This is a genomic window from Halobellus sp. Atlit-38R (assembly GCF_003665925.1).
In the GTDB taxonomy this organism is placed as follows: Archaea; Halobacteriota; Halobacteria; order Halobacteriales; family Haloferacaceae; genus Haloquadratum; species Haloquadratum inordinatus.
On sequence record NZ_QXIJ01000023.1, the window covers coordinates 1 to 25,241 of the forward strand.

General features: G+C 55.6%; 20 protein-coding genes and 1 pseudogene. 15 read left to right on the plus strand and 6 right to left on the minus strand.

Features of this window, described 5'->3' with window-relative positions; genetic code table 11:
* Positions 1–197: helix-turn-helix domain-containing protein (locus D3D02_RS17140; protein WP_147435645.1), on the plus strand; the 197-nt coding region annotated here is incomplete at its 5' end.
* Positions 198–312: 115 nt separating this feature from the next.
* Positions 313–462: pseudogene (locus D3D02_RS21260) on the plus strand (RNA-guided endonuclease TnpB family protein); the annotation flags it as partial.
* A gap of 63 nt (positions 463–525) precedes the next feature.
* On the opposite strand, the gene D3D02_RS21005 reads toward D3D02_RS21260, so the two are convergent.
* Positions 526–1,389 carry a hypothetical protein gene (locus tag D3D02_RS21005; protein WP_199723144.1) on the minus strand — a complete coding sequence of 288 codons (864 nt, stop codon included), beginning with the start codon at positions 1,387–1,389 and terminating at the stop codon, positions 526–528.
* Between the two features lie 286 nt (positions 1,390–1,675).
* Between D3D02_RS21005 and D3D02_RS17155 the strand changes: the two genes are divergently transcribed.
* From D3D02_RS17155 to D3D02_RS17165, 3 genes are all read left to right on the plus strand, one after another.
* Complete coding sequence (locus D3D02_RS17155; protein WP_121571180.1) at positions 1,676–3,136, plus strand: lamin tail domain-containing protein; 1,461 nt, start codon at positions 1,676–1,678, stop codon at positions 3,134–3,136.
* A gap of 2 nt (positions 3,137–3,138) precedes the next feature.
* Positions 3,139–3,429: a DUF3006 domain-containing protein gene (locus D3D02_RS17160; protein WP_121571181.1), complete on the plus strand. Its 291-nt coding sequence runs from the start codon at positions 3,139–3,141 to the stop codon at positions 3,427–3,429.
* A gap of 453 nt (positions 3,430–3,882) precedes the next feature.
* The gene (locus D3D02_RS17165; RefSeq protein ID WP_121571182.1) at positions 3,883–4,161 is read left to right on the plus strand and encodes a hypothetical protein; all 279 of its coding nucleotides are present in this window, start codon (positions 3,883–3,885) and stop codon (positions 4,159–4,161) included.
* Between the two features lie 593 nt (positions 4,162–4,754).
* Here D3D02_RS17165 and D3D02_RS17170 read toward each other — a convergent pair.
* Both D3D02_RS17170 and D3D02_RS17180 read right to left on the minus strand, forming a co-directional pair.
* Positions 4,755–5,267: a hypothetical protein gene (locus D3D02_RS17170; RefSeq protein WP_121571183.1), complete on the minus strand. Its 513-nt coding sequence runs from the start codon at positions 5,265–5,267 to the stop codon at positions 4,755–4,757.
* A 263-nt stretch (positions 5,268–5,530) separates the two neighbouring features.
* The gene (locus tag D3D02_RS17180; RefSeq protein ID WP_121571185.1) at positions 5,531–6,097 is read right to left on the minus strand and encodes a hypothetical protein; all 567 of its coding nucleotides are present in this window, start codon (positions 6,095–6,097) and stop codon (positions 5,531–5,533) included.
* Between the two features lie 378 nt (positions 6,098–6,475).
* On the opposite strand from D3D02_RS17180, the gene D3D02_RS17185 reads away from it, so the two are divergent.
* On the plus strand, positions 6,476–7,249 hold the full coding sequence (locus tag D3D02_RS17185; protein WP_147435670.1) for a DUF6293 family protein: 774 nt from the start codon (positions 6,476–6,478) through the stop codon (positions 7,247–7,249).
* Between the two features lie 25 nt (positions 7,250–7,274).
* Here the strand turns inward: D3D02_RS17185 and D3D02_RS17190 are convergent, their stop codons facing one another.
* Positions 7,275–7,607, minus strand: a complete 333-nt coding sequence (locus D3D02_RS17190) for an AN1-type zinc finger domain-containing protein (RefSeq protein ID WP_121571187.1) — start codon at positions 7,605–7,607, stop codon at positions 7,275–7,277.
* A gap of 114 nt (positions 7,608–7,721) precedes the next feature.
* Here D3D02_RS17190 and D3D02_RS17195 point away from each other — a divergent pair, with 114 nt between their 5' ends.
* From D3D02_RS17195 to D3D02_RS17215, 5 genes are all read left to right on the plus strand, one after another.
* Positions 7,722–8,210: a hypothetical protein gene (locus D3D02_RS17195; RefSeq protein ID WP_121571188.1), complete on the plus strand. Its 489-nt coding sequence runs from the start codon at positions 7,722–7,724 to the stop codon at positions 8,208–8,210.
* A 427-nt stretch (positions 8,211–8,637) separates the two neighbouring features.
* Positions 8,638–11,943 carry an ATP-binding protein gene (locus D3D02_RS17200; RefSeq protein ID WP_121571189.1) on the plus strand — a complete coding sequence of 1,102 codons (3,306 nt, stop codon included), beginning with the start codon at positions 8,638–8,640 and terminating at the stop codon, positions 11,941–11,943.
* The gene (locus D3D02_RS17205) at positions 11,940–12,557 is read left to right on the plus strand and encodes a hypothetical protein (RefSeq protein ID WP_121571190.1); all 618 of its coding nucleotides are present in this window, start codon (positions 11,940–11,942) and stop codon (positions 12,555–12,557) included. The genes D3D02_RS17200 and D3D02_RS17205 overlap by 4 nt, the downstream gene beginning before the upstream one ends.
* Before the next feature lie 15 nt (positions 12,558–12,572).
* Positions 12,573–15,470 (plus strand): DUF1156 domain-containing protein, encoded by a 2,898-nt coding sequence (locus D3D02_RS17210; protein ID WP_121571191.1) that lies wholly within the window; start codon positions 12,573–12,575, stop codon positions 15,468–15,470.
* Positions 15,471–19,100, plus strand: a complete 3,630-nt coding sequence (locus D3D02_RS17215) for a DEAD/DEAH box helicase (RefSeq protein ID WP_121571192.1) — start codon at positions 15,471–15,473, stop codon at positions 19,098–19,100. It begins immediately after the preceding gene.
* A gap of 48 nt (positions 19,101–19,148) precedes the next feature.
* On the opposite strand, the gene D3D02_RS17220 is transcribed toward D3D02_RS17215, so the two are convergent.
* On the minus strand, positions 19,149–20,459 hold the full coding sequence (locus D3D02_RS17220) for a radical SAM protein (RefSeq protein ID WP_121571193.1): 1,311 nt from the start codon (positions 20,457–20,459) through the stop codon (positions 19,149–19,151).
* 181 nt (positions 20,460–20,640) lie between these two features.
* Here D3D02_RS17220 and D3D02_RS17225 point away from each other — a divergent pair, with 181 nt between their 5' ends.
* The 3 genes from D3D02_RS17225 to D3D02_RS17235 all read left to right on the plus strand — a co-directional run bounded on the left by D3D02_RS17225 (position 20,641) and on the right by D3D02_RS17235 (position 23,520).
* A complete protein-coding gene (locus D3D02_RS17225; RefSeq protein ID WP_121571194.1) occupies positions 20,641–21,687 on the plus strand; it encodes a radical SAM protein in 1,047 nt (348 codons plus the stop codon).
* A 79-nt stretch (positions 21,688–21,766) separates the two neighbouring features.
* On the plus strand, positions 21,767–22,936 hold the full coding sequence (locus D3D02_RS17230) for a three-Cys-motif partner protein TcmP (protein WP_121571195.1): 1,170 nt from the start codon (positions 21,767–21,769) through the stop codon (positions 22,934–22,936).
* Positions 22,937–23,094: 158 nt separating this feature from the next.
* Positions 23,095–23,520, plus strand: a complete 426-nt coding sequence (locus D3D02_RS17235; RefSeq protein WP_147435671.1) for a hypothetical protein — start codon at positions 23,095–23,097, stop codon at positions 23,518–23,520.
* A 24-nt stretch (positions 23,521–23,544) separates the two neighbouring features.
* Here D3D02_RS17235 and D3D02_RS17240 read toward each other — a convergent pair whose 3' ends face one another.
* Positions 23,545–24,171, minus strand: coding sequence for a hypothetical protein (locus D3D02_RS17240; RefSeq protein WP_121571197.1), 627 nt, complete (start codon positions 24,169–24,171; stop codon positions 23,545–23,547).
* Positions 24,172–24,284: 113 nt separating this feature from the next.
* On the opposite strand from D3D02_RS17240, the gene D3D02_RS20455 reads away from it, so the two are divergent.
* Entirely contained in the window at positions 24,285–25,148 is an 864-nt protein-coding gene (locus D3D02_RS20455; RefSeq protein ID WP_147435672.1) for a hypothetical protein, read from the plus strand.
* Positions 25,149–25,241: the final 93 nt, after the last annotated feature.

The following is a 25,241-nucleotide window of genomic DNA, read 5'->3' on the forward strand; positions in this document are numbered from 1 at the left end:
TTGACGACAACCCGGCGCCGGCCTCAGACATCGCAGAGGCTGCCGACACTTCCGTGCAGAATGCTAGGTACCACCTTGAGCACCTCTGCGAAGCCGACCTTGTTGAAACAGTAGACACGTGGTACTCCAAAAAAGGGACCGAGATGACCGTCTACGCACTCTCCGTCGAAGAGCTAGTTATTCAACTGAGGCGGTAGCGCGGAGTCCCCTTCCTCAAAGCACGAGCGGAGCGAGTGAGGAGGGAGGGGAGAAGCGCGTTCGTATAGACAATGAACACTGGCCCGTAAGTAGCCGTAGGTCCACATTGAAACTGTGGCAGACGACTACGTGCGTCGGACGGCAATCACTCGTCTCGAAGTTACGGACGAGCAACGCGCCCTCCTCGAAGAAACCATCTCCGCGTGGAAGCGTGGCTGCCAACTCGCCGCGGATATAGTCGGTGCTGTCGACGCTCGAAGAGATCCGCGAGGAGTTCAACGGTTCGCGATCCGACTTTGCTCTACCGAACCGTTGGGCGTCGCCCGCTCAGTGATGGCGCCCAGTCCTCGTCGAGGAGTGACTGACCGTGGGTTGCTCGGGGAGTTGCGTAGTCCCGGCGGCGAGCACTGTGCCCCAAATCAAGCCCGCGGCGTGCCCGATCGGATTCACTCTCATCCCGGTGGGATCGGGTGTTGGGAGTACCGGCAGAAGATCCCAGATCAAACTCCCGAGCACCACCCATCCCATAGCAATTACAACCCCCTCGAAGAGTCGTAGCCCCGGTTGTGGGCCGAGGCCAACGCTGAATGCACGCTGTTGCAGATACCAGCTCACTACGGTAAGGAATCCGAGCCCAACGACGCCCCCGACAATAGGCCGAACTGTCCCGTACCAGCGGATCTCAAGCAGTGCCACGAGGCAGAAGCCCCCGATCGCGGTGGCAGTCCCGGCAACGAGACCGTCATATTCCGTCCACAGGTACCGCCCCAAGGCGACACACAGGAACGCGACGAAGCCGGCGACGATGCTCGAGAACCCTGCTGAGAGCGGGATGACCTCCGGATATAGGTGCGGTAATACGAAATAGTTCGTCAAACCCGACAGTACTGGCAGTACTAGCAACAGTGCCACCATCGTCCGACGGAACCACTGCCTGTGGCCACTGAGGCGACAGAATATGTACGGAAACAGTGCGATTCGCCCGTATCCGAAAAGGTTGTTCAGGAGGTGACTCTCTGAGTGATGCACGTAAGCACTCGTGATGAGGGTGTAGCCGCGGAAGCGCGCGTGATTGAATATCAGCGCGTCGTGCAGTCCCGGGAAACCGTGCTGCACACTGTAGAGGAGGAGTGGGAGCGCCCCGAGGACCGTGAGTTCAGTAGCGGTGACCAGCCACGATTTCGCGCGCACTACTGGCCGCTCTCAGGAGCCCCATAGAATCTTTGCGATCGTGACGCTTCGTCGCACTGTTTTCGTAGTGCCTATCGGCCTTTTCTTTGGATGATTTCGGCGTATGCAACCGGGTCTGACGGGCTGTAAAACGTCTATATCCGAGTCGGGGCGATTTATGGCGGTCACAGATACCTCGACAGGATTCGAATTCGGCGCTTGCATAGCGAAATTGCTCGACGAGGGGGTGACACCCTGGGTTATCTGATTGAGGAACAACTAACCCCACGCTGGACGATCTACAAGTATGTCTACTCGACGGACCATCGGCCTTCTTGTGGTTCTCGGGATGGTCGTCCTCGCTGGCTGTCTCGGTGGACCCGGTGGGACTGACACAGGAACAGACGGTTCGGTCCCCACCACTGCTGCAAGCGAGACACCCTCGCCCACCGCCACTGCGACAGCGAACTCGACCCCTTCGGGAGAGCTCTCCGTTCATCTGTTGAATGTCGGGCAAGGCTCGAGCACGCTCATAATCGGCCCCGACGACGAGACGATCCTCATCGACACCGGGGATTGGCGCGATGATGGCGACGACGTTATCGCATATCTCGAAGCCCAGGGCGTAACCCGTATTGATCACCTCGTGACCTCCCACCCGGATGCGGACCACATCGGCGGGCACGCGGCCGTGATCGAGCATTTCGAGACCAACGCCGACGGTGTCGGGGCCGTCTACGATCCCGGTATTGCGTCGAGTTCAGCAACCTACGACGCCTACCTTGATGCGGTTGAAACACACGACGTGACGCTGTACCGGACCCAAGCCGGTGATTCGATTCAAATGTCGGGTGTCGAGGTGCGAGTTCTCGCGCCACCGGAGGGGTATCTCGCGAACAAAGATAGCAACGAGAACAGTATCGTGTTGTACCTGCAGTTCGGCGCGTCGAGCTTCCTCCTTCCCGGTGATGGGGAGGCTACGAGCGAAGAGTATCTCATCGATACCTACGGTGACAGCCTCGATTCGACAGTGCTGGCGGCCGGCCATCACGGCAGCCAATCCAGTACGAGCGAGACGTTCCTCGAGACGGTGTCCCCGCAGGCGGCTGTAATCTCGAGTGCCTATGATTCGCAGTACGGACACCCCCACGAGGAAGTCTTGTCACGGTTGGCCGCACGGTCGATTCCCACATACTGGACTGCCACCCACGGGACGATTCGGTTCACGAGTAATGGCTCGGCCGTAACGGTCGCGACCCAGCAGGACGCACCCACGACGGCGACAGAGCTCCGAACTGGTGCCTCGGTCGAACCAGGGACGAGCGGCGATCTCACGGAGCGACTCGTGATCCGTGCGGATGGTTCCGGGGCCGCTCCGAGTACTGACGCCGAAACAACCGAGCCAGCGGATACTGCAACCGCCTCAGAGGCTCGTGACACGGCCCTCGAGGTGGTCGAAATCAACGCCGACGCCGAGGGCGATGACGCCGAGAACCTGAATGACGAGTACGTGTCTTTCGAGAATACGGGTGCGTCATCGCTCGATCTCTCCGGATGGGAGCTCGCTGATGCGGCCGATCACACCTACACGATCCCTGAGGGAACGGTACTTGGCCCTGGCGAGCGAATTACTGTTCACACGGGCAGTGGCACGGATACGGAGGCCGACCTGTACTGGGGGTACTCACGCCCCGTCTGGAACAACAACGGCGACACTGTCATTGTTCGCGATGCCACCGGGACCGTCGTGCTCGAGGAGGCCTACTGAGAATGACCACCCAACAATTCACTGGCGTGATCGATCGCTTTGAGGAAGAGCTTGCAGTCATCTTGCTCGAAGCAGATGGCGAGGTCGTCGACGAGATCGTCCTTGATCGTGGGGAGCTTCCCACTGAGGCGGCCCATCCGGATGCTGTACTTGAGGTGACGCTCACCGATGGAGCGGTGACTGAGGTGTCGTACGGCCCGGCTGAGACTGCAGATCGAAAGGAGCGGGCGCAATCGCGGTTCGATCGGCTTGCTGAGCGGCCGCCGAGTGATGACGAGGACGAATCTCAGTAACTTTGATGGTTCCGATCACTCACGGGGAACAGTACGACGTTTTGTCCGGATCACGGCCCGCCTCCCAGTCGTCGCCTACTTCATAGTTCGCGAGCAGATTGCTTGTTGGTCGTTGAACAACCAGCGTACAGCACCCTTTGTCTATACCCGTTGTGAGGCGGCGGTGTTACGCGGGCCAGGAGTTGGTGTGGGTGACCACTCCGCGGAGGAGTTTGTTGCCATCTTGCTCGAGGCAGATGGGCAGTCGTTGATGAGGTGTATCTGACCGTGCGGAGTGTCCCGTTGAGGCTGCTATGTGCGAAAATCCGGATATTAAATGAGGGGAGTGATGTAGGGATTATCGTAACTGTTCGGAGATTCTCGCCGTACCGTCCGGCGAGAAATCTATGGAGACTTACAATAACCCCTATAGTAACGAGAAACATTATCTTCAGGACCGGCAAAGAACAGAGTATGTTGAAGACCCACCCGGCCCGCTACGAGGTTGTAGGGGGACAAAACAATCACCTCTGGTTAGAGGTGTTGGAGGGTGATGACGTCGGCATTCGGGTCTCTGTTCCACGTTACAGCCGTGCATATGATGAGGAGCTTCAGGAACAGGTGCTGGACTTGGATACCGGCGATGTCCACGAGTTCATACTCGAAAGCGAGGAGACAACGAGCCCGAACTGGCGTATTGCTACAATCGACCCTGCTGAGGAGCAGGATCGTCAGACGCCAGTCACTGCGTAGTCAGCTTCGACGTTCTTCAGCCGATACTTCGTCGGGAGGCTCTCTCATATTTCTTCTCAGATTCATTCGTGTATACTGCACTGCTGGGTGCCGTGACTGTTCAGTTGGTCTCGTTGCTGCGTCAGCTGTTGGTGCATTTTCGGTACTAGTTGCGTCGACGTCGCCATCCGAATCTGTGTTCTCGTTGGTCTCTCCATCTCCCGGCTCATTTTCGCTCCTCGGATGGTGATTTTCTCGTCAAGCACTTTTCCCGGACATCTCACATTGCACACCGGCTCTTCCTTTGGACGATTTTCGAGGTACTCAAACCGATCTGATGGGTTTGTAGGCCGTTAGAACCGGGTCGGGCTCTTTTGCAGCCGTAACAGACACCTCGACGAGGTCAGTTCTGGACGTCGAACCAAGGAAGTGCTTGACGAGGGGGTGAAACCCTGGAAATCGACAGATGCTCGCACATTATGGCGTTGTAGACTGCCCGAAAGAGCGTCGAGCACATTCAGACCGAGATCTCCCTCGATATCACCGGTCAAGTCGAGATCTGGTCACGATCTTCTTTGACGTGAACGGCTTTCGAATATGTCTTGCAGGCGGATCTACCTTGCTGCCGTCGACGGGCTTCGAAGCCGTCCCTGAATGTCCAGGTACTCGATCGCCCCACGGATAGTTGCTTCATTGTCCGTGGCCATATCGACTGTCGAACTCCCGCCACTGTAGAGCGCGTCGAGCTGCTCGAAGTGGTCATCACCAGGGGTCAAAAGTCCATAGTGAGCCATTTGGACGCCCTTCAATAGTTTCCCGTCGATTGGGCGGAGGGTGGCGCAGTTCGGCTCCCACTCCCCGACCGTAATGATTTCATCCTCGTCGTTCGGTGTGCGGATCACTCCGAGTCCGCCGACGTGGCTAATCTCGATGATTCGATTGAAGGCACTGCCCGCGGCCCCCCGCCGGTTTTTATCCGGGACTTGGGCACTGTCGAGGGATTTTCCAGAGTCGTAATCTGCGACAAACAGTCCTTCGGCGGTGAGCCGAGCCTGGACGGCTGGCGGGATGCCGGGTTTGTTGTAACACCGGATTACGGGCGGATCTGGTAAGTCGAGTACACTCATCTACACCGAGGCTGTCACGAACCAGTCACTAAACTGTCTTGGGGAGTGGTATAGGCGTGAGAGTGCGCACGCGCACAGACCGAAGCAAGAGTAGACAGCAGCTGGCCGGCCCTGATGCCGACTTGGATATCGAGGGCGAGTATGTCATCCATCGCGTCCCCGAACACGGTGGCGATCAGTACCGGTCAGTCCTGTACTGTAGTACCAGCTGCTTCCAGGACGCAATGGGCGAACCCTTCAGTGTTGAGGAGTAGGTGTGAGACCTACTTGTGGTACAGTTGGACCGCGATCGGTGAGGCCCGATAGAGATTTGCTGGCGTCCGGAAGATGATCTTGCCGTAGTTCCCCTGCGTGACGTGCGACCCTTTGATCGCGTTGACGAGTCGCTCGAGTCGGTCACGTCGCTCGGCGAAGTTCCCAGAGTAGAGGCCCTGGAGGGCCTGCCCGGCCGGAACATTACGCGCCTGGCCGATCACCTGCCGGACGGCCGGGTTCTGTTGTGCGTGTTGGATGATCTGTTGAAGTTCGGTGTCGACCATCCCAGATACGTTCTGTCCGTTGACGATCTCATCCAGTCGCGTGTGAATGAGGTAGGTGTCCGGCCCCTGACTGAATTTCAGGACCATCCCGATTTCGTCGTAGAGCCGCGTCACGCGGTAGTAGGAGGCCGCCGGGCACTGAGTTTCCAAATCGGGTGTCTTGATTGCGTCACCACTGGGTACGTACCCGTTGGTGATGAGAAACTCCACGATATCCGTGAGTTCTTGGCTGATCCGGAGGTCAGTGTTTGCTTGCTGTTCGATTCCGTCCGTAAGATGCTGTTTCGACATTTAGTAGTGGGTTGAGATATCTCTCGCCCGTCACGATCGAAGCAGATATATGCCCAGCGTCGAATGTGGAGATGAACTCAGGGGCACACCCTGCATCGAAGTGCGGGGACAGACGCCGGCCGCTGGGACGGCCGCGCCCCATTGCAACCTTCTGCCATCAAGTAGTGAGTTAGCGTTTAGCCTTTGCCTACGCGCCTGTACGCGCGCGGGGCTGATAAATGGTAGAACCGTTGATATGATTCCTTCAACTCGGCTGTTCGGGTCGAGTTGGGCGAATACGCCGTTTCTACCGATTTAAAATCTACTTCAATCGGATGGTAGGTTCTACTTAGCGAGTTAATCGGTTAGTATATTAGTATTTCTATTAGACACATTATTATGACACTATCTGTTACCAGGCGGATCCATATTGCACCACAGGGGTATGAGGTCGATCGGATCACGCTTCCAGCCATTGATCGAGATGCTGAGCGCGTGATTTTGCTCGCGCCGCAGAACGACGACAACGACCGAGAAACGCGTTGTCGGGAGCGGATTCAAGAGGCGTTTGCTTCCGAGAATATCGAAGTCGACGTCGTCGAATGTGATCTCTTCAGCGTCGACGAAGCGCTGGCCGTTCTCCTCCGGACAATTCGAGCGCAGGATTCGGATGACGATATCAAGGTCAACGTCTCAGCCGGGTCGAAGATAACGGCGATCGCAGGGATGATTGCGTGTATGATCACCGGTGCAGAGCCCTACTACGTCCTCCCGGACGAGTATGAGCCATCGTCATCTGCTGTTAGTGAAGGAATGGAAGAGCTAGTTCCGCTCCCTGCATTCCCGTTTACGGAGCCCGACTACCAGCTCCTCGAGGTCCTCGGGTACATCCACGAAGCGCAGCCCGACAATGGCGTGAAAGGCGTGCTACTCAAAGAGATCGGGGACTACCTCTTAGACAACGATCTCCCGGCTGTCGAGAATGTTGACAAGAGCTCTGCCACCGCCGAAGATATCTACCCAACAGTGAACCGGGAGATCATCACCCCGCTTCAAGAGCGTGACTGGATTACGGTGACCCATCTCTCGGGGTCCAAGCACGTCCGCACAACCGAACAGGCTCGTTCGGTCATCGAGAGTAGTTCTCACTTGGTTGAGCAGAGCCCCTGGTGATCGGAATGGGTCTCAGAAAGAGGTTTCACCACGGTAGAAAGCGCCGCCACCACGGCTGTGAAGATGCCTCTTCTACGTCGGAATCTGTACCAACGACAGAGCCATCGAGTGCGACGTCGGGACTTGACTGCCCTGTCTCAGTTGGTGTGGTCCCGACCGTCTGCTCCTCGCTCAGTCGGAGTGGCTTTGCCTCACGGTCGCCGGGTGAATCGTCGTCTGCGAGTCGCTCGCCAGTACATCGATGGTTTTCAGGGAGTCGGTGGTCGGGACAGACAGGCTCCCCGCAGTAGGCACACTGATACGCCATTCCGTCGACTGTGGTATCCGATCCGCAGACGTGGCAGGGCGACTCAGACATAGGTCATCGGGTGTCGTGACAGTACATAAAGCAAGAGGTCGTTCGTACTGCCAGGTACATCAGACCGAGACAAGTCGGGGACAGATATTTTAGTAGCGTTACTGACACTGGCCTATGGTCGAGTGCGAGACGTACTCGCGGAACGGCGGAGAGGCACGGCTCCGTGAGAAAGGCGTTCTGGAAGACGTCCTCGAAATTCCGGCGATCTGGGAGGCGCACCCGGGACAGTCCAACTACGCAGCACGCTCCGAGACACTGCTTGAGTTAGGTGGCTGGGAGACACAAGTTCAAATCGACCTCGGGCCGGCGCATCGAGAGCATTACGAACGCTTGACTCCGTTTTTGGATGTCTATCATCCTGAGTACAATGTCGCAATCGAACACGAAAAGAAAGAGCAGATGCGAGCGCGGTGGCATCTGATGAAGATGCAGGCCGCCCACGAGCGAGCGGACACGCTCGATATCGACGTCGCGGTGCTCATTTTTCCCACTGATCAGGATCCCTCGTTACGTCGGACACGCCGCGAGCTCGAGGGCCCATTCTTTACCGAGCACTTCCCGATTCAGATCCCCGTGTTTGCGATCGAGTATTCGGATGAGTGAAGCGGGTCGTGGGCTAGCCCTCGGCTCCAGATGGAGAGTGTGCTGCAGATAGCACCAGAAGGTGTCATCGCTCAGACCTCTATCTACCAGATTCGGTGAACTTCTATGGCGCCGTACAAGAGACGCCTCAAACAGTAACTTCCGCCACCGTCTGTGGACAAACCGCCAGACTGTAAGGGGATAACAGTAGCTGCAGATCTACCAAAGACCTAAGTTAAGTGTCTGTTTACACGCAGATAACATTACCCTATGAAAGAAATCCTAGGCTGCATACCTTTTGAGGGAAATCGATGCCGATGATTCGGGTTCAAGAATGGACAAAAGATCAGCTTGAGGAAATTAAAGACGAAGAGGACCACACCTCTCTCGATTCTGTTGTTAAGACGCTCCTCAAAGATCGATCTGCTAAGACCACGACACTGAACGAATGAGTGACACTCCAAACCCCGCTTCTCAGACGAACCGACCACCAAGCATCTTCGAGACCTGTGACCCACGGCAAGACGTACTTACGGGCGAGTTAGCAGAAGATCAATTCGCTGCTAGTCTCGCGGACGTCGCCCATAGTGATGACGCCCCTGATGTCTACGCTGAGCCCCAGCTATTCTTCGAGAAAACCTATCCCACTAGCGGTCTGAAAGAACTTCTCACACGGCTTGCAACCCGTTTCGTCGGCGTACATAACGACGACTACACTGGTACTAACGGCATTCTCCGGCTTGACACCAGCTTCGGTGGCGGAAAAACCCACAACCAGATCGCTGCATATCACCTCGCAGAATCGCCGAGTGCTGTCCCTGACCTTTCTGATTTCATCCTCAATCAGGACATTGCTGACGAGTATACTGACGCCGCTGCACTCGGTCTCAACGTCAACACTGCTGTTTTCGTGGGCACACACGTCGACGCTGAGGATGCGCGCTCAAACTATAGCGACCCTGACGCTCCCGCGACGAAGACGATGTGGGGCGAAATGGCCTACCAACTGTTTGGGCGTGGTGGATACGAATTCCTGCGTGAAAATGACGAGAACCGTACGCCACCAGGAACAACCAAACTTGAACGCCTTTTCGAGCGCAACGACAATCCGTCCCTCATTCTTCTTGACGAGATCGCGGCATATCTCGAACAGGCTGCCGCTGTCGAAATCGGGGACTCAACGCTCGCAAAGCAGACGAATACCTTCCTGATGTCGCTGCTGGCCGCAACCCAAAATAACGACAAAGTCACTGTCGTCCTCAGCATTGCGGATACTGCCTTTGCCGACCAAGCTGAGGACGTTCGTGGCCTTGTTTCCGAGACAATCTCGGAGTTTAACAGTATCAGCGACCGTGTCGAGGGCTCCATCACGCCGACGGAAGACAACGAAATTGCCGCTGTCCTGCGACACCGCCTGTTCGAGAACGTCGCGGGAGATGGACGCGATGCGACTGTTGATGCCTATATGTCTCTCTACACGGGCGATCGTAACTCCTTCCCCGATAGTGCGACCAACCCGCAGCATCGGGAGCGTCTCAAAGACAGCTATCCGATTCATCCGACAGTTATCGATACACTCACTGAAGAACTAGACTCTCTCCCGTCGTTCCAGCGCACTCGTGGTGCGCTCAAGCTGCTTTCCCGCGCAGTGTACCGACTCTGGCAGCACCAGGGCGATGACCAAGAACGCCACTTCGTCCGGCTGTTCGATATGCATCCTTCCGATGGGGACGTTCGTTCGACACTTCTCCGGCTGTTCTCGTCGGTCGATATGGACTTCGAGGCCGCAATCAAAGCCGACATCTTCTCGGAAGATGGCACGGCGAACGCAGAGGAAGAGGACCGGAACTGGGTCAAGAACGGACACCCCCCACTGGGAACACATCTGACGACGGCAATCCTCTGGAAAAGCATCGTAAAAGGGGCCGACGGACGCGGCACTACACGCCGCCCGCTTCGGCACGCGATTGCCAACACGGAAGTCGAGCTAGCGCACTACGACGACGCGCTCAATAACCTCCTTGGAGAGGGGCGTCGATCTGCGTGTTTCTTCCTGCACGGAGACAACGGTGAGAAAATCCAGTTCAAGTCAAAGCCGAACCTCACAAAACTCATCGATTCCGTCGTCGAGCAGCTGCAAGACGGGCTCGCCCGTCGGCATCTCGAGGAAGCTCTCGACGAGGCGCTCGGACAGGGCAGTCTAAATGTGATTGTCGGGCCCGAGGAGCCCCACGAGATCCCCGATACGGCCGACGAAGCGCATCTGTGCGTGATGGACTTCGATACGGTCAAAGTTACTGACTATGAGACCGTCCCAGAAGCGGTCCAAACGCTGTTTAAGAACACAGCCTCGTCGAGCGGTGGGCAGAAGACACCGCGGGTGTTCAAGAACAACGTCGTCTTCCTCGCAGCGAGCGCGAACGACGTGACTGATGCAAAGCGAACCGCAGAGCGCGTCGCTGCCATCAAACATATTCAGAATAATCTCGGCGACCAGCACGATCTCAACACCGAACAACAGGACAAGCTCGGTGAACGCCTCGATAGCGCGAAGGGTACGCTCGATCAGGACATCAAAAAGGCGTATACGCATCTCTACTTCCCAACTGGAGATGGTCTGGTTCATCGGAACGTCACGACGGACAGTACCATCCATCAGAGTGTCATCGAGAAGCTCGATGAGGCAGGCGCGATCATCCCAGAGGGAGAGGGCGCCTACGGTGTTGATTGGTTCGAGGCGACGATCTGGAACGTCGGCTCGACCTCGATGACGACCCGAGCGATCGAAGAACAGTTCGGGAAGCGCCAGGATGCAGAGATTCTCCTGTCACCAATTCCTCTGCGAAAGACGATCGCCCAGCTCGTCCGTGAAGACGAGTACGCCTATTGGGACGAGGAACAGAAGACCGGGTACTACACGCCCGAGACGACGCTCACAGCGACCGACCACGAGCTCGATGACGCGAAGAATCTGCACGCGGGCCTCAGCTATCAGGACGTGAAGCTCTCGCAGTCGCACACACTCTACACCTCGCTCGATGAGTTGATCGACGACGTGGGGAGTGAGATCGACTGGGAGGAACCCGACGAAGACGAAGGACAAGAAGGCGAGACTACTGATGGCGATGATGAGGGGACAGATGACAGTAGCGGCGGCGGTTCAGGTGGCGGTTCAGGTGGCGGTGACGAACCTGAACCGTTCAGTAAACTCATCGAAGTTCGCACCTCCGAGCCCGCACACGTCTCTCGGGCCCTGCAGGAAATGCGGGCTGACATCGCGGACGAACTTACCAGCGCTCGCGAGGAGTACGACGGACACCCGGACGAACTGACGCCCATCGTCGAAGGCGTCTGGATCCATCTGGACGGGGCTGATGCGTGGAAGGGCGCGTGGTTCACTGCGAACAAACTCAGCAACGATGAGGACTTCGCAGAGGACACGACGATGGACTTCGATTATGAAGCCAACGACGGAGCCGACTCGAAATCGGAGTTCGAAGTCGATTTCAATGGACGCCCAGAGGTCTTCGCGAGCCATCTCAGATTCAACATGGAGCCGGAAGATCTCGCGAATCCGGATGGCGGTCGTACCGCTGAAGCCGAGTTCGCGATTGAGTTCGACGAGGGAGATGACCGCCTCTATGGCGACACGTTCGACCTCCTGGACGAACTCCTCGCGGTCGACAATGCATTCACCGTCACGATGCACACTCAGATCCGTGTGATCGAATCCAGCGAGGTGGCCCAAGTATGAGCCAGGGCATCGCCGAGGGGAATTCGTTCGCCTTCACCACCGGCGCGTACGGGAATCGACCGACGTTCGTGTTGACGCGTGATCGGGTCGACGACCAGCACGAAATTACGCTCTATGAGCTGGCGCCCCGTGATATCGCGACGGCTCGACGAGAACGGTTCGAGAGAGTGCAAAAAGCAGTAAGCGTCTCAGTACGTGAACTGGAGGAGACCATTATCGGCGACCGTTCTCCGTCCGAACTTCCCGGGGCAGATGACGCGGCGTACGATTGGGATGACTGGTGTGCGATTCGTATCGCGACGTTACGCGGCGGGGCGTTCAACGAGGTGAGTTTCCTCATCGAATCCACCTTCCGTGAGCTGAGTCTTGATCCCGAGACCGTCTGTACAGGAGACCCAGCAAGCGTGAGTCTCCCCGAAGCGGCCGGTGTTCGGCTCTCGATCGCGTTCCGTGCGATGAAGCCGATGCGACGCCGGGACCGTCTCCGTGAAGTCGCAAAGGGAATCGACCAGATGAGTCTGGGTGAGTGCTACTACTGGCACGCTAAGGCTCGCTCGCCGTCCTCGCCCAGCGGTACGAAAGCACTTCGCGTTTTGCTCGCCGACCACATCTAACGAGACTTCGATATTATGAGCGACTCCCACACGACATCCGAGACCGAACCTGAATCTGACGACGAGTACACCTCGCTGGCAATCGAGGGCGAACTTCCCCTGAAGGCAGTGGGGATTGAGAATCTCAAGGAAGCGAATCCGAAGCACATGCCGCCGCACCGGTACATCCACCCGTGGTTCGCTCGCCGCCCCACCCCTGCGGCTCGTCTGGCGATTCTTGGATCGGTAATGGAGGAGGGAACGAGTGCGGATGAACTGCTGTCGCTGATGCAGATCGGGCCAGACGGTCTAGAAGAGAACATCAGCGAGTACGTTCAAGAGCGCAAGACGACTGAAGGACAGCGTGACGGGACACTCGGCGAGTGGTACGGCTATCCGAGACCGTTCACACAGTCTCCGACCGAAGACGAGTTGGCAGATCTACATACCTCGTTGCGAGAGACCTGGGATGGCGAATTACCGACTGTTCTAGATGCGACTGCTGGTGGCGGAGTGATTCCCTTCGAGTCCATCCGCTACGACTTGCCCACCATCGCGAATGAGCTGAATCCCGTCCCGTCGGTGATCCTGAAGGTGATGTTGGAGTACGCGCCGGAGGTCGGATCGCTCGAAGATGACCTCTACAAATGGCGCGACCGAATCCAAAAGAAGGCGAGCGAGGAGCTCGACGATCTGTACCCTACGAAGCGGGATGGCCGTGAAGTGCTGGCATCGGCCTGTACGTACCACATTCAGTGTGAGTCCTGTGCTGGAACGGTCCCGTTGATGCCGAAGTGGTGGCTCCACAAGCGTAGCGCCGGCGAAGGCGTCGCGATCAAACCACACTACGAGAACGGGGACGTGTCGTATGAATGCGTTGAGCTCACAGAGAACTCGAACACAGACTTCGATCCGTCAGAAGGGACAGTATCGCGCTCGGACGTAGAATGCCCCCACTGTGGTGTGATTACCGAGTACGAAGAGACTCGAGAGCTGCTTAAGAACGGCGAGTTCGAATACCAGATTTACGGTGTCAAGTACGACGATCCCCGTGGTGGTTCAGGGTATCGGGCGGGTGACGACCTCGACCAGCAAGCCCTCAAGCGCGCCGAAGAGCGTATCGAATCCGACTTCGAGCTGCTCACTTTTCTGTCCGAAAAGGTCGAAGTGAGTAGTCGTATCACTGATCCGGCGACCTACGGGATGGAGGAATGGCGAGATATCTTCAATCCGCGTCAGCTGGTCTCCCATTACGAGTACTGTAACGCATTTCGAGAATGCGCTGAGGAGATTCGTGAGGAATACGATACACGCGAGGCAGAGGCCATCCTGACGATCCTTACGATCTCTGCCAGTAAGATGATTGATCGGAACTCTCGAATGTCTCCGTGGGACACAGGAAGAGGATATCCTGCGAATATGTTCATGTCTCACAACTACTCGTTCCGTCGAGTGTTCTGCGACAACAATTTAGTCTCTGAAACGATGGGGTACGAAGATACCTCGCGGAAGGTGATCGACTGTTACGAGGAGCTCGTTGAGATGGCTGCGGGCCGAGACGCAGCAGAGGTGTACTGTGGGGATGCAGCTGATCTCACGTCGAAAGTCGGAGAGGGTTCTGTCCAAGCTGCAGTCGTTGACCCCCCATACTATGATAGCGTCATGTACGCCCAACTCGCAGATGGCTTCTACGTCTTGCAGAAGGCGTACTTGAGCGACGTCCACCCCGAGTTCTTCACCTCAGAACTAACCAACAAGTCTGACGAAGCTGTTGCGAATACCTCCAGATTCGAAGGACTGGAAGGTGAGAAGTCAAAGAAGCAACTCGCAAAAGAGGACTACGAAGAGAAGATGGCAGAAATCTTCTCTGAACTCTACGAGACTCTTGAGCCCGGCGGCGTCCTGACAATTATGTTCACACATAAGGAGACCGACGCCTGGGATACGCTGTCGATGTCGCTCATCGAAGCCGGGTTCACAATTACCGCGACACACCCGATCACAAGTGAAATGCCAAACCGCGTCGTGATGCGCGGGAGCCAGAGTGCTGACAGCACAATCCTCCTTACGGGGCGGAAACCGTTGCACGAGAAGGAAGATACAGGCGGGGCGACGCTCTGGGATGATGTGAAATCGGAGACGCGGTCCGAAGCAAAGAAAGCTGCACGAGAGCTTCTGGACTCCGGTCTAAGCCTCACCAAGACGGACACGATTATCGCAGCGTTCGGTCCAACTCTACGCGTCTTCGCCGATAACTACCCCGTCGTGGATAAGAAGGGGGAGGAAGTCCCGCCCCGCGACGCACTTTCAGCCGCCCGCGACGCCGTCGCGGAAGTTCTCGCCGAGCGGTATCTGGACACGAAAGGATTCGACGATCTTGACGGGCTGACGCGCTGGTACGTCCTCTCCTGGCTAATTTACGAAACAGACACAATGCCCTATGACGAGGCTCGACAGCTCGGAATCGGCGTCGGTGTCAACATCGACGACGTGAAACGGGACACCAAAATCTGGGGGAAAAGCAGTGGTGATGTCCAGCTCAAAACCCACAGCAATCGAGTACAGGACATCGTTCGTGTCGAAAACGGAGAAGACGTCTCCAGCCGCAAATATCCCGTAAACCCGACTGATGAACGCTTCAGTCACGGCATCGATGCAGTCCATTCTGCCATCCACGTCTACGAAACCAAAGGTCCAGAAGCTGCCTGGGAGTGGCTATCCGATCGTGGTCTGAAGAATGACGAGCGGTTCCGGACCACCGTCACCGCTCTCCTTGAGGTGCTTCCCCAAGAACACGAAACTGCGGAAACCCTTCGAGATATACTCTCGGGGCGCACGGGCGAATACCTCGATATCGATATCAGCAACATCAATCTCAACGTTCGAGGAGAGGACGACGAAGATAATCAGGCAGCACTCAACGAGTTCGAATAAATGACCCTCAGGGACGTCTCGTGGGAACCGGTGTACGAGAGCGAGTTCCGGACCAACCGGACGCTCATGGAGACGTTCTACCGGCCATTCCTCAACGAGGTCATCCGCTACGACCGGCTCGCCGGCTATCTGAGTCTGCGTAGTCTGGCGCACGCTCTCGAAGGGGTTGACTCGCTTCTCGAGACTGATGGGACGGTACGTGTCATCGCTGGAGCCGACCTCCAGAAGCGCGAGAAGGGAGCGATGTTCCCTGACGCAGATGAACCCCTCGAACCGTGGGTTGAGTCCCAACTCACCATCATCGCGACCCTCCTCGACCGCGGCGACCTCCAAATCAAGGTCGGCGACCCCAAAGGCGGCGACGGGCTCTTCCACCCGAAGCTCGGAATCGGTGTCGATCGCGAGGGCAACAAGATCAGCTTCGAGGGGAGTATCAACGAGACGCTCAGTGCGTGGCAGTACAATTACGAACGCTTCAAAGTTCATCGCTCCTGGAGCCGCGGCGAAGCGAAGTACGTCGAGGAAGACGTCTCGACGTTCAACGCACTCTGGAACGGCTTCCACCCCTCCGTCGATGTCTTCGAGCTCGACGAAGCTGCACGCCAGGACCTCATCGACTGGAAGGACACCGATGGAACGCTCGAGGAACACGTCGAGCGGGTCCAGAATCACGACCCCCAGACGACGGTGCCCGAAGACGATACCGCTGGCGTCGTCTCGGTTGCCGGACGGACACCGGGAGGAATCCATCTCGCAGAGGAAATCAGTACTGTCACGCCCTGGCCCCATCAGCGAACGATCTCCGATACAGCAGTCAGTATCTACCCGAACAACCTCCTGTTCTGTGACGAGGTGGGGCTCGGCAAAACCATAGAGGCTGGCTTGACCCTCTCACGGCTGATGCAGATCGGAGAGGCTGAGCAGGCGCTGTTTCTGGTTCCTGCAGGGTTGGTACAGCAGTGGCAGAACGAACTCCTCGACCGCTTCAATATCCACGCCTACTATCACGAACGGTCCTACGATGGCGATTACATGATCGGCCCTCTCGGAGACGCAGAGGATCACCGTATCCCCACATCCGGAGCGGTCGACGCCGATGCCTGGGAGAACACGCCGATTGGTTCGTTCGTTACGGAGAGAGATGAGCCAACCGTCGTGATCGAGTCGTGGCATACCGCCCGCCGCGAAGGTAATCAGGGACACGTCGCCCCACGCATCGACGAGAACGTGTGGGACCTCACAGTCGTCGACGAGGCACACAGTGCTCGCGAGGAGACGAAACTCTACGACCTGCTCGGACAAGCCGAGGAGGCCTCCCGGTGTCTCTACGCTCTCACGGCGACGCCCATGCAGCTGAATGTTGGCGAGCTCTACGACCTCCTTCGACTGTGCGATCTCCCAGAAGGTTGGGACGACAAGGACCGATTCGTCGAGTTCTTCGAAACACGGCAAGCACTCGAAAATAGTCTCAGTTCCGTCGGCTCGCGGTATCAGAATATAGCCGATGGACAGCAACAGGTTCTCCAACAGTTCCAGAAAGAGCTCGATCTGGAGGAGGACGAAGGCCGACCGAGAATTGAACGGTTCGGGAAACTCATTCACGAACATCTCACGTCGAATCCCGGCTACGACGAGCAGGCGAAGGCGCTAGTCGAGGCGACGGACACGGAGTCAATTCAACAGCGGAAAGCCCTCGAGAAACTCGTCGGCGTGCGCGAAACCTCACCTCGCTTTGACGATCCGCGCTCGCTCATTTTCGACTGTGGGCCAACGGAGTGGAGCGCACTTGTGGAAGCTTCTCAGTGGGCGACACCGGTTCAGTCCCGCATCTTCCGGAATACTCGAGCGGTCTTGGAGCAGTGTCAGGATCTGGGGCTCCTCGACGATACGGTTCCGACTCGGGATGTCGAGACAAAACGTATCGAGCTGGGTGACGCAGCCCCGCTGTACGATCAGGTAGAGCAGTATATTGATGAGACGTATAAGCAGTCGCAGAAAGTCCTGACAGGGAAGGAGAAGCTCGCGTTGGGCTTCGTGATGACCACGTATCGTCAACGCCTGACGAGCAGTCTACACGCCATCAAGCAGAGCCTCCAGCGCCGGATGGAGAAGCTCGACGAGAAGGTTGAGGACATGACCGAGGAGGTCTCCGAGCTTAGTAGGGACGCCGGAGTGACGGAGGCGACCATCGACGAGGCAATCGGCCAAGCATCCCTCGACGCCTATCAGCCGAGTAGTCGTGGCGCGGCTGACGTGATTCAGGCGGAGCGGACGGCCCTCCAAGAGTTCGTGGACGATCTCAGGCAAGCCCACACCGACCCGAAGGTAGCGCAGCTGCGCCGCGACATTCGCTCACTCCGTCAGAGCGCCCGTGATAACATTATCATCTTCACGCAGTATCACGACACCCTCGAGCATATCCGTGAGACGCTGACAGACACGCATCCAAACGTCGGTACGTACAGTGGTGGTGGCGGGATGCAGTACGACGAAACAACCGGAGAGTGGGTGAACGTCGGTAAAGAGGCGATCAAGCGAGATTTCACTGACGGGGACACCAATATCCTGATCTGTACAGACAGCGCGAGTGAGGGGCTGAACCTCCAAACCGCGGATGCGCTGATCAATTTCGATTTGCCGTGGAATCCGATGCGGGTTGAACAACGCATCGGTCGCATCGACCGTATCGGCCAGAAGAACGAGGTCGTGAAGATCATCAACTACGCCTACAAGGACAGCATCGACGGCGACATCTACGAGGAACTGGAGGGACGGTTACAGCTGTTCGAGAACGTGGTTGGGCCGATGCGTCCGGTACTGAACAGCATCGAGCAGGACATCAAAGACGCCGTTATGGGTAGTTCCGGGTCGGATGACACCAGAGAGCCAAGTGAGCAAGTCGTCGAAGAAGCGGACTCACGGGCAAAACGTGCCCAGGAGAAAGCCGAGGAGACCGGGCTAGCAGGTGAGCCAGAAGAGGTATCGACGAAAGAGGCGATAATCGAAAGTGCCGGGCTTGACGGGTGGGAACCCTATTGCTATCCCGCATTCGATGCGATCGGCACCGGAGATCGGTCGTATGAACCGTTGGTGAGCTTGGAGACGATCGAGACACAGCTAACACAGAGTAGCCAGCTCGTGGAGTCTGGTTGGTCATTCACAGCTCTACGGAATCATCCACGCGCAGACGACTTTGACAATGTCGTCGACGATACCTATGTGTTGGAGTTCCCAGAAGATGCGATAGTAGCGGTTCCAGCCGAGCTAGGAGAGACTGCACAGGCGGAACTTGGCAGTGGAAAGGGCATCGTGGTAGCATTTCAACCAGAGATTGCTGACCGGTTCCCATCGGTTCGATTACTGTTACCTGGAGACCCACTGTTTGAGGAGTTAGTTCGTAATTTAGCTCCAGAGGTTATGGACAGTCTGGAGCTAGTTTGTGGCCATCGGGGCGAGAGTGGAGCGTCAGTAACTCGAGAACACTGCGTGGCAAAAGCTGAACGAGCAACAGTCGTAGAACCAGCGGCGACAAGTGAGGAAGTGAACTCCTTGCTTGGCAGTGAGGATCTAGTTACTAATCCAGAAGACGCCGAACAGACGGTTTTGAACTGGTTGTCAGAGCTCAACTGATATTTACAACTGTCTCTGCTCACGATTGCAACACTGTGAATCTAAATATCACCACGACTCCAACGGCGACTGACTCTCGGCGACACCAGAAGAGTTGACGAACGACTCCGGTGAGACTGCGTTCCGCATTCGTCGCAACTGCCCGGCAATATCACGGTCTGCTTCGTCAACGAGCCGCCGATCAGGCCACGTGTGGACGGTCAGATTATCGAACTTCTGCGCTTCTTCCTGCACCATATTGATTTGCTCGAGCGCGTACTCTGCCCACGTGTCTGTGTCACGTAACGCTTTGAACTCCTGAACAGCCTCCTCGAACCCAGCGTCCCGGACCGCCTCAATCAGCATCTCAAAGTTCTCCCCACGAGGATTGATTGGTTCGTGGAAGACGACATCAGGATCGACCGCGGCGAACCAGCTGAGTGCCTCGAAAATATCGTCACGGTCCATTGTTGGATAGGTTGGTGAAAACGAGACGAACCGGGGAATCTGCTGTTTGAACAGTTCATCGAGCGCTTCCCAGCGAGCTGCCGGCGGTGGGGTATTTGGTTCGACAGCCTTCACGAGGGACGCGTCAAAACTCGGTATCGACGTCCCCACGGTGAGCCGGTCTGCTTGCTTGAACAGATCGATATCCCGGGTGATGTTTGGACTCCGGGTGAGGATTCGCACGGGAACGTCGTGGGCGATGAGTTCCTGCACGACACCACGAGTGATCTGCGCCGTGCGGCGGTCTTGATAGCAATCAGTGCCGCTTGATAGCATCACTATTCCGCGGCCACGGCGCGTTGTTTTCCAGTCATCGAAGTCGTGCCCCTGGAGGCCTTCGTGGACCCGCTCTGGGAGATCGTCACGATAGAGCAGATAGCTCCCCCAGTCACGCTGGGGATTCTCGACGTCTGCTTTGTCGGCTAGCATCTCGTCCCGGTTATCGATAGCTGGGGTCGATGGCACGTAGCAGAATTTGCACCCATGCCGGCAGCCAGTTGCGACATTGATGACGTAATCACAGAGACTCTTCTCGTGGAGTTTCGATTCACTCAGGACTGTCTTGGTTGGGTCAGCGTTGATGCGGAGGCCGCTGCGAGCAGTCCCCTGATGGCTACTGGCGCACTCCCAGCAGAGAAGATTTCCCTCGAGATCAGCGCTGAATCGATTGGTGATCTGGTTGCCGCAGTCTGAACAGACGAGTCCCTGTTGCCAGAGGTTGATACGCTCGCCGTGACGACGTTCCGCCTCACGGAGAGTATCGAGAGTTGGGTTTTTGCCGAAGTCCTCGATTATGGAACCATCATCGTCGACGAGACGGACAAAGCGGTCATACCAGCCACCCTCAGGATCCCGCTTCGTATCGAGGCGCATAGAGCAGTCTCGTACAAATTGTCGTACATACAGCTCCTAAAAAGCGATCCAACCGCGGGGTGAAAGTGTTCGATTCGGTGAAAGTAATCGCATCGAGGCTAGGGGGCAGTCGACGCCGCCGTTATCTTTCTAGAGGCTAATACATTTGTATCTCGAGTGAAATGAGTCGGTAAGAAACAGTATGGTTGACGAACACAGCGATGTCAGGACTGGTGAGGATCCGACAAAGGCAATTCTCAGCGAATCAGGCCTCAACAGCAAGCATCTATGCGACTATGTTGTGAATGTCGCCACAGGATGCCGGCACGGGTGCAAGTTCTGCTACGTGCCCTCAACGCCGAATATCCGGACGCGACCGGATATGCTCAAAGAAGCTGCCGACGTGGATAATGGGCAAAAGGAGTGGGGCAACTACGTCTTGTACCGGGACGGCCTTGGCGAACGCCTTGACGAACATCTAGATCGTAAGCGAACGTGGCGGGAGACTGAGCGTGGACAAGGTGTCGTTGGGGTATCTTTCTCGACAGATTGCTATATGGATGGGCGAGCAGGGGAGATCACTCGGAATGTCGTTGAGGCACTGACTAGCCACGAGAAGTACACACGGGTTCTGACGCGAAATCCGATTCTGGCGCTCCAAGATTTGGACGTGTTCCAGCAAGCGGGAGAATATGTTACCGTAGGCTCGTCGATTCCTTGTATGGATGCCGATCTGGTAGGGGCTATCGAGCCGAATGCACCAGCCCCAGGACAACGGCTCCGCGGACTAAAAGAATTCAACGACTATGGTGTTCAGACGTTCGTCAGTATGAGCCCGACTTATCCAACCCAGAACAAGGCAGATCTCCGAGAGCAGTTAGAGCGTGTGGCTGAGTGTGATCCGGCCGTTGTCTTCCACGAACCAATCAACCCCCGCGGAGGGAACTTCGAGATGACGGTTGAAGCAGCTCGGGAAACCGGAGAAGAGGTGTTAGCTCAGGAATTGGATGCGTTACGGAGTCGTGAACAGTGGGTTGAGTACGCGACGAATCACCTGCGGTGGGTCCAAGAGATCGGGCGGGAGCTGGATCTCCCGGTGCACCTCTGGCCCGATAAGCAACTCATCAAGCACGTCGACGACGAAACAGCGTTGTGGCTCCAGTCTTGGCGGGATCGGCAATCGCCAGAGGAGTTCGCCGAACGCGATACCCCCGAATCGTGTCTACCGTCGATTCCGCAGGTGGTCTAGGTCTCTGACAACCGTAGTCGAATGGTTCCCCGCCCGGTAGAGTAAAATGGGACAACGAAATTACATAGGATAACATACGATGCCGCTGTCTGATCACAATGATAAAAAGTGGGTCTATCGACCTCATACAAAAGCTAAGCATGAGGTGCTGGGAAAGTACCTGATGCCATGGACGAATAAGCTCACGAGCTATAATCTCCAAGCCGAACAGGAGAATAAAGTACGAGTGGTAGACTGTTTTGCCGGGCGTGGCTCGTATGCTGATTCTGAAGGTGCCGATCCGCTGGACTTAGAACACCTCCAAACCCCTGCAGAGTACCCAGGATCACCGCAACTCATTCTGGATCGGCTAACGGACAGAAAGAATCAATTTGACACGGCAGAGTGTGTTTTTATTGAAGCGGACAAGACAAACTACAATATCCTCAAAGAGACATTAGAAAATACAACAGGTATAGCAGAAAATATCTCTCGGAGTTATTTTAATGGTAAATTCCAAAATGCGGTTTTAGATATCGTTGAGAGTACTCAAGGCGATGATTGTCCAACGTTCTTTTTCATAGACCCGTTCGGATTTCGGAGTTTAGATTACAATGTTGTGACGGAGATTGGCTCCACTCCTCAATTCGAGTTCTTGATCACCTTTATGTCACGAGATATGAATCGATTTCTTCAATCGGACGACCACCAAGAAGCCCTGAATACCGTCTTCGGTACAAACAACTGGGCTTCTGCAATTGAGGCATACGATCCAAAAAACTGGATTCCACTAGTTGAATACTATACCGACCGATTAGAAGAAAATGGACCTCAGAAAACGTTTGAATATATGATATCTGAACCCGAAACTACACAGACGATCTACTATCTAGTGTTCGGGACAAATCACCCTAACGGGCTCAAGACAATGCGAGAAGTAATGAATCATTGTGGCACAGGCGAATTTGCATATGCTCCAAAACAACCAGAGTACGACCGTGAACAAGCCCGGTTACCTGGTACCGGGGAGCCGACAGAACAATTCCTACTTGATCGGTTCGGAGAGTATATTATTACGTTTAAAAAGCTAGTTGAGATTAGCAGTAACGAGCGGAAATACAGTGATGATACAGAGTCGGCATATCGAGAGGCTATTCGAGAACTCGAAAGACGGGGAGAAGTTGATATACAGCGGATCAGTTCAAAGGAAACAGGGATCCAAGGCGAGGATTTAATCGATTTCCACGAATCAAAAGAGTTTATCGGCTGAATTCAGCATCAATTCTCCATATATACAGGCAGCAATTACTGCGATGAGCCATCCGGGCCGAGCTCGAAGCACACAGGAATTGCCAGTCAGGTTAGTAAAAAGTTCCCGCGCCTATGGACGGCTGGTGCTTTTTTTGATACGCTCCCGTAGGGCTTCGTATGGATCCACACCAACACGTCCGGCAGCAGGAACAACCCGAACTTCCCTCGGACTCAATGCAGGAGGCATTCGAGTTGTGGGAAGAAGAATACACGCTGGACGCTCTGACGAATCTGAGTAGCTCCCAGATAGAATCACAAAAGGCCGAATTCGAGGCCGAGGTACAGGCACTCTTAGCCGAGCATCGTCCCGGACGGCTAGTGGCAGAACGCCCGGCACTGGCACAGGTCTACGGTAAGCCACCCTACACCGCGGAGGAATGGGAACGTGCGCGAGAGCAGATCAGAACCGAGGCAAAGAAAGTCCGATTCCGGTTCAATCAGGCTGCAGGGATTATTGCAGAAGAAGAGACGAACGCCAAGCGTGAGTGGATGTCAAATCTCGTCGAGTCACTACCAACACCCGAAATCAATATTGGATTGTAAGGACGTGTCCAAGGGGTTGTCCAATTACTCAGAGGCTGCGGATTGGTTTCCCCGCTTCAGACTGTTATTCACCGCTTGGCGGGTCCGATCCGTCTTATCCGCCCACGATTGCTGAGACTCTCCGTAGACGTCCACCGCAAAGGCATCTGTTCCACGTCCAACGCTCCCGCGGTCGCGGGCCAGAGACCCAATACGGCGGACAGCGTGTTCCTCAGTAATCTGCCATAGGGGCGGTTTTCTGATCACGTAGGCATATGAATCGTCCCACGAATCGTGTGTTAGCACCTGAGCCATCGCGGTGTGGATTGCTGTGACAATGTCTTCCGCAGATTCGTCGACGTCGACAGAGCCCTCGTAGGTATCCAAGTGATCTCCAGGCCGTTCGTGTTGCCCCTGATCGACGATAATGAATGATTCATCCTCAAACGCGATTGATCCCTCACCGCGACCGATGCTGTCGAGCCAGTAATCCCACGCTTCAACAGCTCTGTGCTGACAGTGACTGAGGAGATCTCTGATTTCTTCGAGTTCGTGCGATTGCGACGAGTGTGGCTGAGCCGTCTCCTCGAGTGTATCTTGGATCAGCTTGTCCGGAATGAATTTGGCTCGTTTACAGTGAGGGTCGGCATCTTTGGGATAGTCTATCGGCATCGTATGTAAACATATAGTTTACATTTTATAAATATCTACTGCCGTGAAATGGGTCAACTGCAGTGCCGGACAGTCTATTCTTGATTGAGCAGAAAAATAAGTTTATCCGATAGGTGAACGAGAGAAGAATAGTTATGGATGGTCCCGATCCTCGAGAGGAGCCATATATTGATCAACACGATCCAAACCCAAGTGAGGTTCTTGACGACATTAGTGCTCGACGAGATGGCACTAAAGGATGGTATCCAACGGATGTCGATGAAACCGAGACAATTTGGCGGTATATGAGTCTGGGTAAATTTATTTCTCTGCTACAGAAGGAGCAGCTATGGTTTTCCCACAGATCAAAATTTGAGGACCCTTATGAAGGGAGATACTCCCAATCAGCCGCAGAAAAGATTCAGAAGGAAAGGTGGGATATCGAAGAACCTGATGATGAGGACACGGAGTATTTTGTAGACGACAACGCCGACGATTACGTCACTTGTTGGAATATCAAAAAAAGCCAGTCAGCAGCTCTCTGGAAAATATATGTTGAAGGAAGTAACGGAGTAGCCATTAAGACAACAGTCGGAGAGCTAAAGAACTCTATAGACAGGTCTGCCTTATCGCAACTAGACATCTCTATTGAATTCGGGAGAGTCAAGTATCATAGCACCGGTGAAGAACCGATAGGGCATTACGCACCAATTTTCACAAAGAGAGATATATTTGACTTTGAAAAGGAGTACCGTGTCGTTCTAACGGATGATGAATCGCTTGAGGATATCGACGTAGATGGGATAGAAGTCAGACCTGGTATCGGAGTTGGCGTGAAGATTGAACCCAGAACCCTCATCAATGAAGTCTATATTGCACCGTCAGCTGGTGGATACCTTCGAGATGTTGTTGAAAACCTACGAGACGACTATGGGCCAGATTATTCGATCGAGAAATCGACCGTGCATCCGTCTTTAGCTAAGACGAGAACCGCGTGACAGCGGCGGCTTATCGAGGCTACTTTTCGAGAGGAACGAGGAGGCAAGAGCTGTGTCCAACAGCACCTCCTCATCGAGGATTATGCGTCGGCT

What these genes read in the sequence shown, in the direction of transcription:
- D3D02_RS17155 (WP_121571180.1), top strand. Translation starts at nt 1,676, where the DNA reads ATGTCTACTCGACGGACCATCGGCCTTCTTGTGGTTCTCGGGATGGTC.
- D3D02_RS17160 (WP_121571181.1), top strand. Translation starts at nt 3,139, where the DNA reads ATGACCACCCAACAATTCACTGGCGTGATCGATCGCTTTGAGGAAGAG.
- D3D02_RS17165 (WP_121571182.1), top strand. Translation starts at nt 3,883, where the DNA reads ATGTTGAAGACCCACCCGGCCCGCTACGAGGTTGTAGGGGGACAAAAC.
- D3D02_RS17170 (WP_121571183.1), bottom strand. Translation starts at nt 5,267, where the DNA reads ATGAGTGTACTCGACTTACCAGATCCGCCCGTAATCCGGTGTTACAAC.
- D3D02_RS17180 (WP_121571185.1), bottom strand. Translation starts at nt 6,097, where the DNA reads ATGTCGAAACAGCATCTTACGGACGGAATCGAACAGCAAGCAAACACT.
- D3D02_RS17185 (WP_147435670.1), top strand. Translation starts at nt 6,476, where the DNA reads ATGACACTATCTGTTACCAGGCGGATCCATATTGCACCACAGGGGTAT.
- D3D02_RS17190 (WP_121571187.1), bottom strand. Translation starts at nt 7,607, where the DNA reads ATGTCTGAGTCGCCCTGCCACGTCTGCGGATCGGATACCACAGTCGAC.
- D3D02_RS17195 (WP_121571188.1), top strand. Translation starts at nt 7,722, where the DNA reads ATGGTCGAGTGCGAGACGTACTCGCGGAACGGCGGAGAGGCACGGCTC.
- D3D02_RS17200 (WP_121571189.1), top strand. Translation starts at nt 8,638, where the DNA reads ATGAGTGACACTCCAAACCCCGCTTCTCAGACGAACCGACCACCAAGC.
- D3D02_RS17205 (WP_121571190.1), top strand. Translation starts at nt 11,940, where the DNA reads ATGAGCCAGGGCATCGCCGAGGGGAATTCGTTCGCCTTCACCACCGGC.
- D3D02_RS17210 (WP_121571191.1), top strand. Translation starts at nt 12,573, where the DNA reads ATGAGCGACTCCCACACGACATCCGAGACCGAACCTGAATCTGACGAC.
- D3D02_RS17215 (WP_121571192.1), top strand. Translation starts at nt 15,471, where the DNA reads ATGACCCTCAGGGACGTCTCGTGGGAACCGGTGTACGAGAGCGAGTTC.
- D3D02_RS17220 (WP_121571193.1), bottom strand. Translation starts at nt 20,459, where the DNA reads ATGCGCCTCGATACGAAGCGGGATCCTGAGGGTGGCTGGTATGACCGC.
- D3D02_RS17225 (WP_121571194.1), top strand. Translation starts at nt 20,641, where the DNA reads ATGGTTGACGAACACAGCGATGTCAGGACTGGTGAGGATCCGACAAAG.
- D3D02_RS17230 (WP_121571195.1), top strand. Translation starts at nt 21,767, where the DNA reads ATGCCGCTGTCTGATCACAATGATAAAAAGTGGGTCTATCGACCTCAT.
- D3D02_RS17235 (WP_147435671.1), top strand. Translation starts at nt 23,095, where the DNA reads ATGGATCCACACCAACACGTCCGGCAGCAGGAACAACCCGAACTTCCC.
- D3D02_RS17240 (WP_121571197.1), bottom strand. Translation starts at nt 24,171, where the DNA reads ATGCCGATAGACTATCCCAAAGATGCCGACCCTCACTGTAAACGAGCC.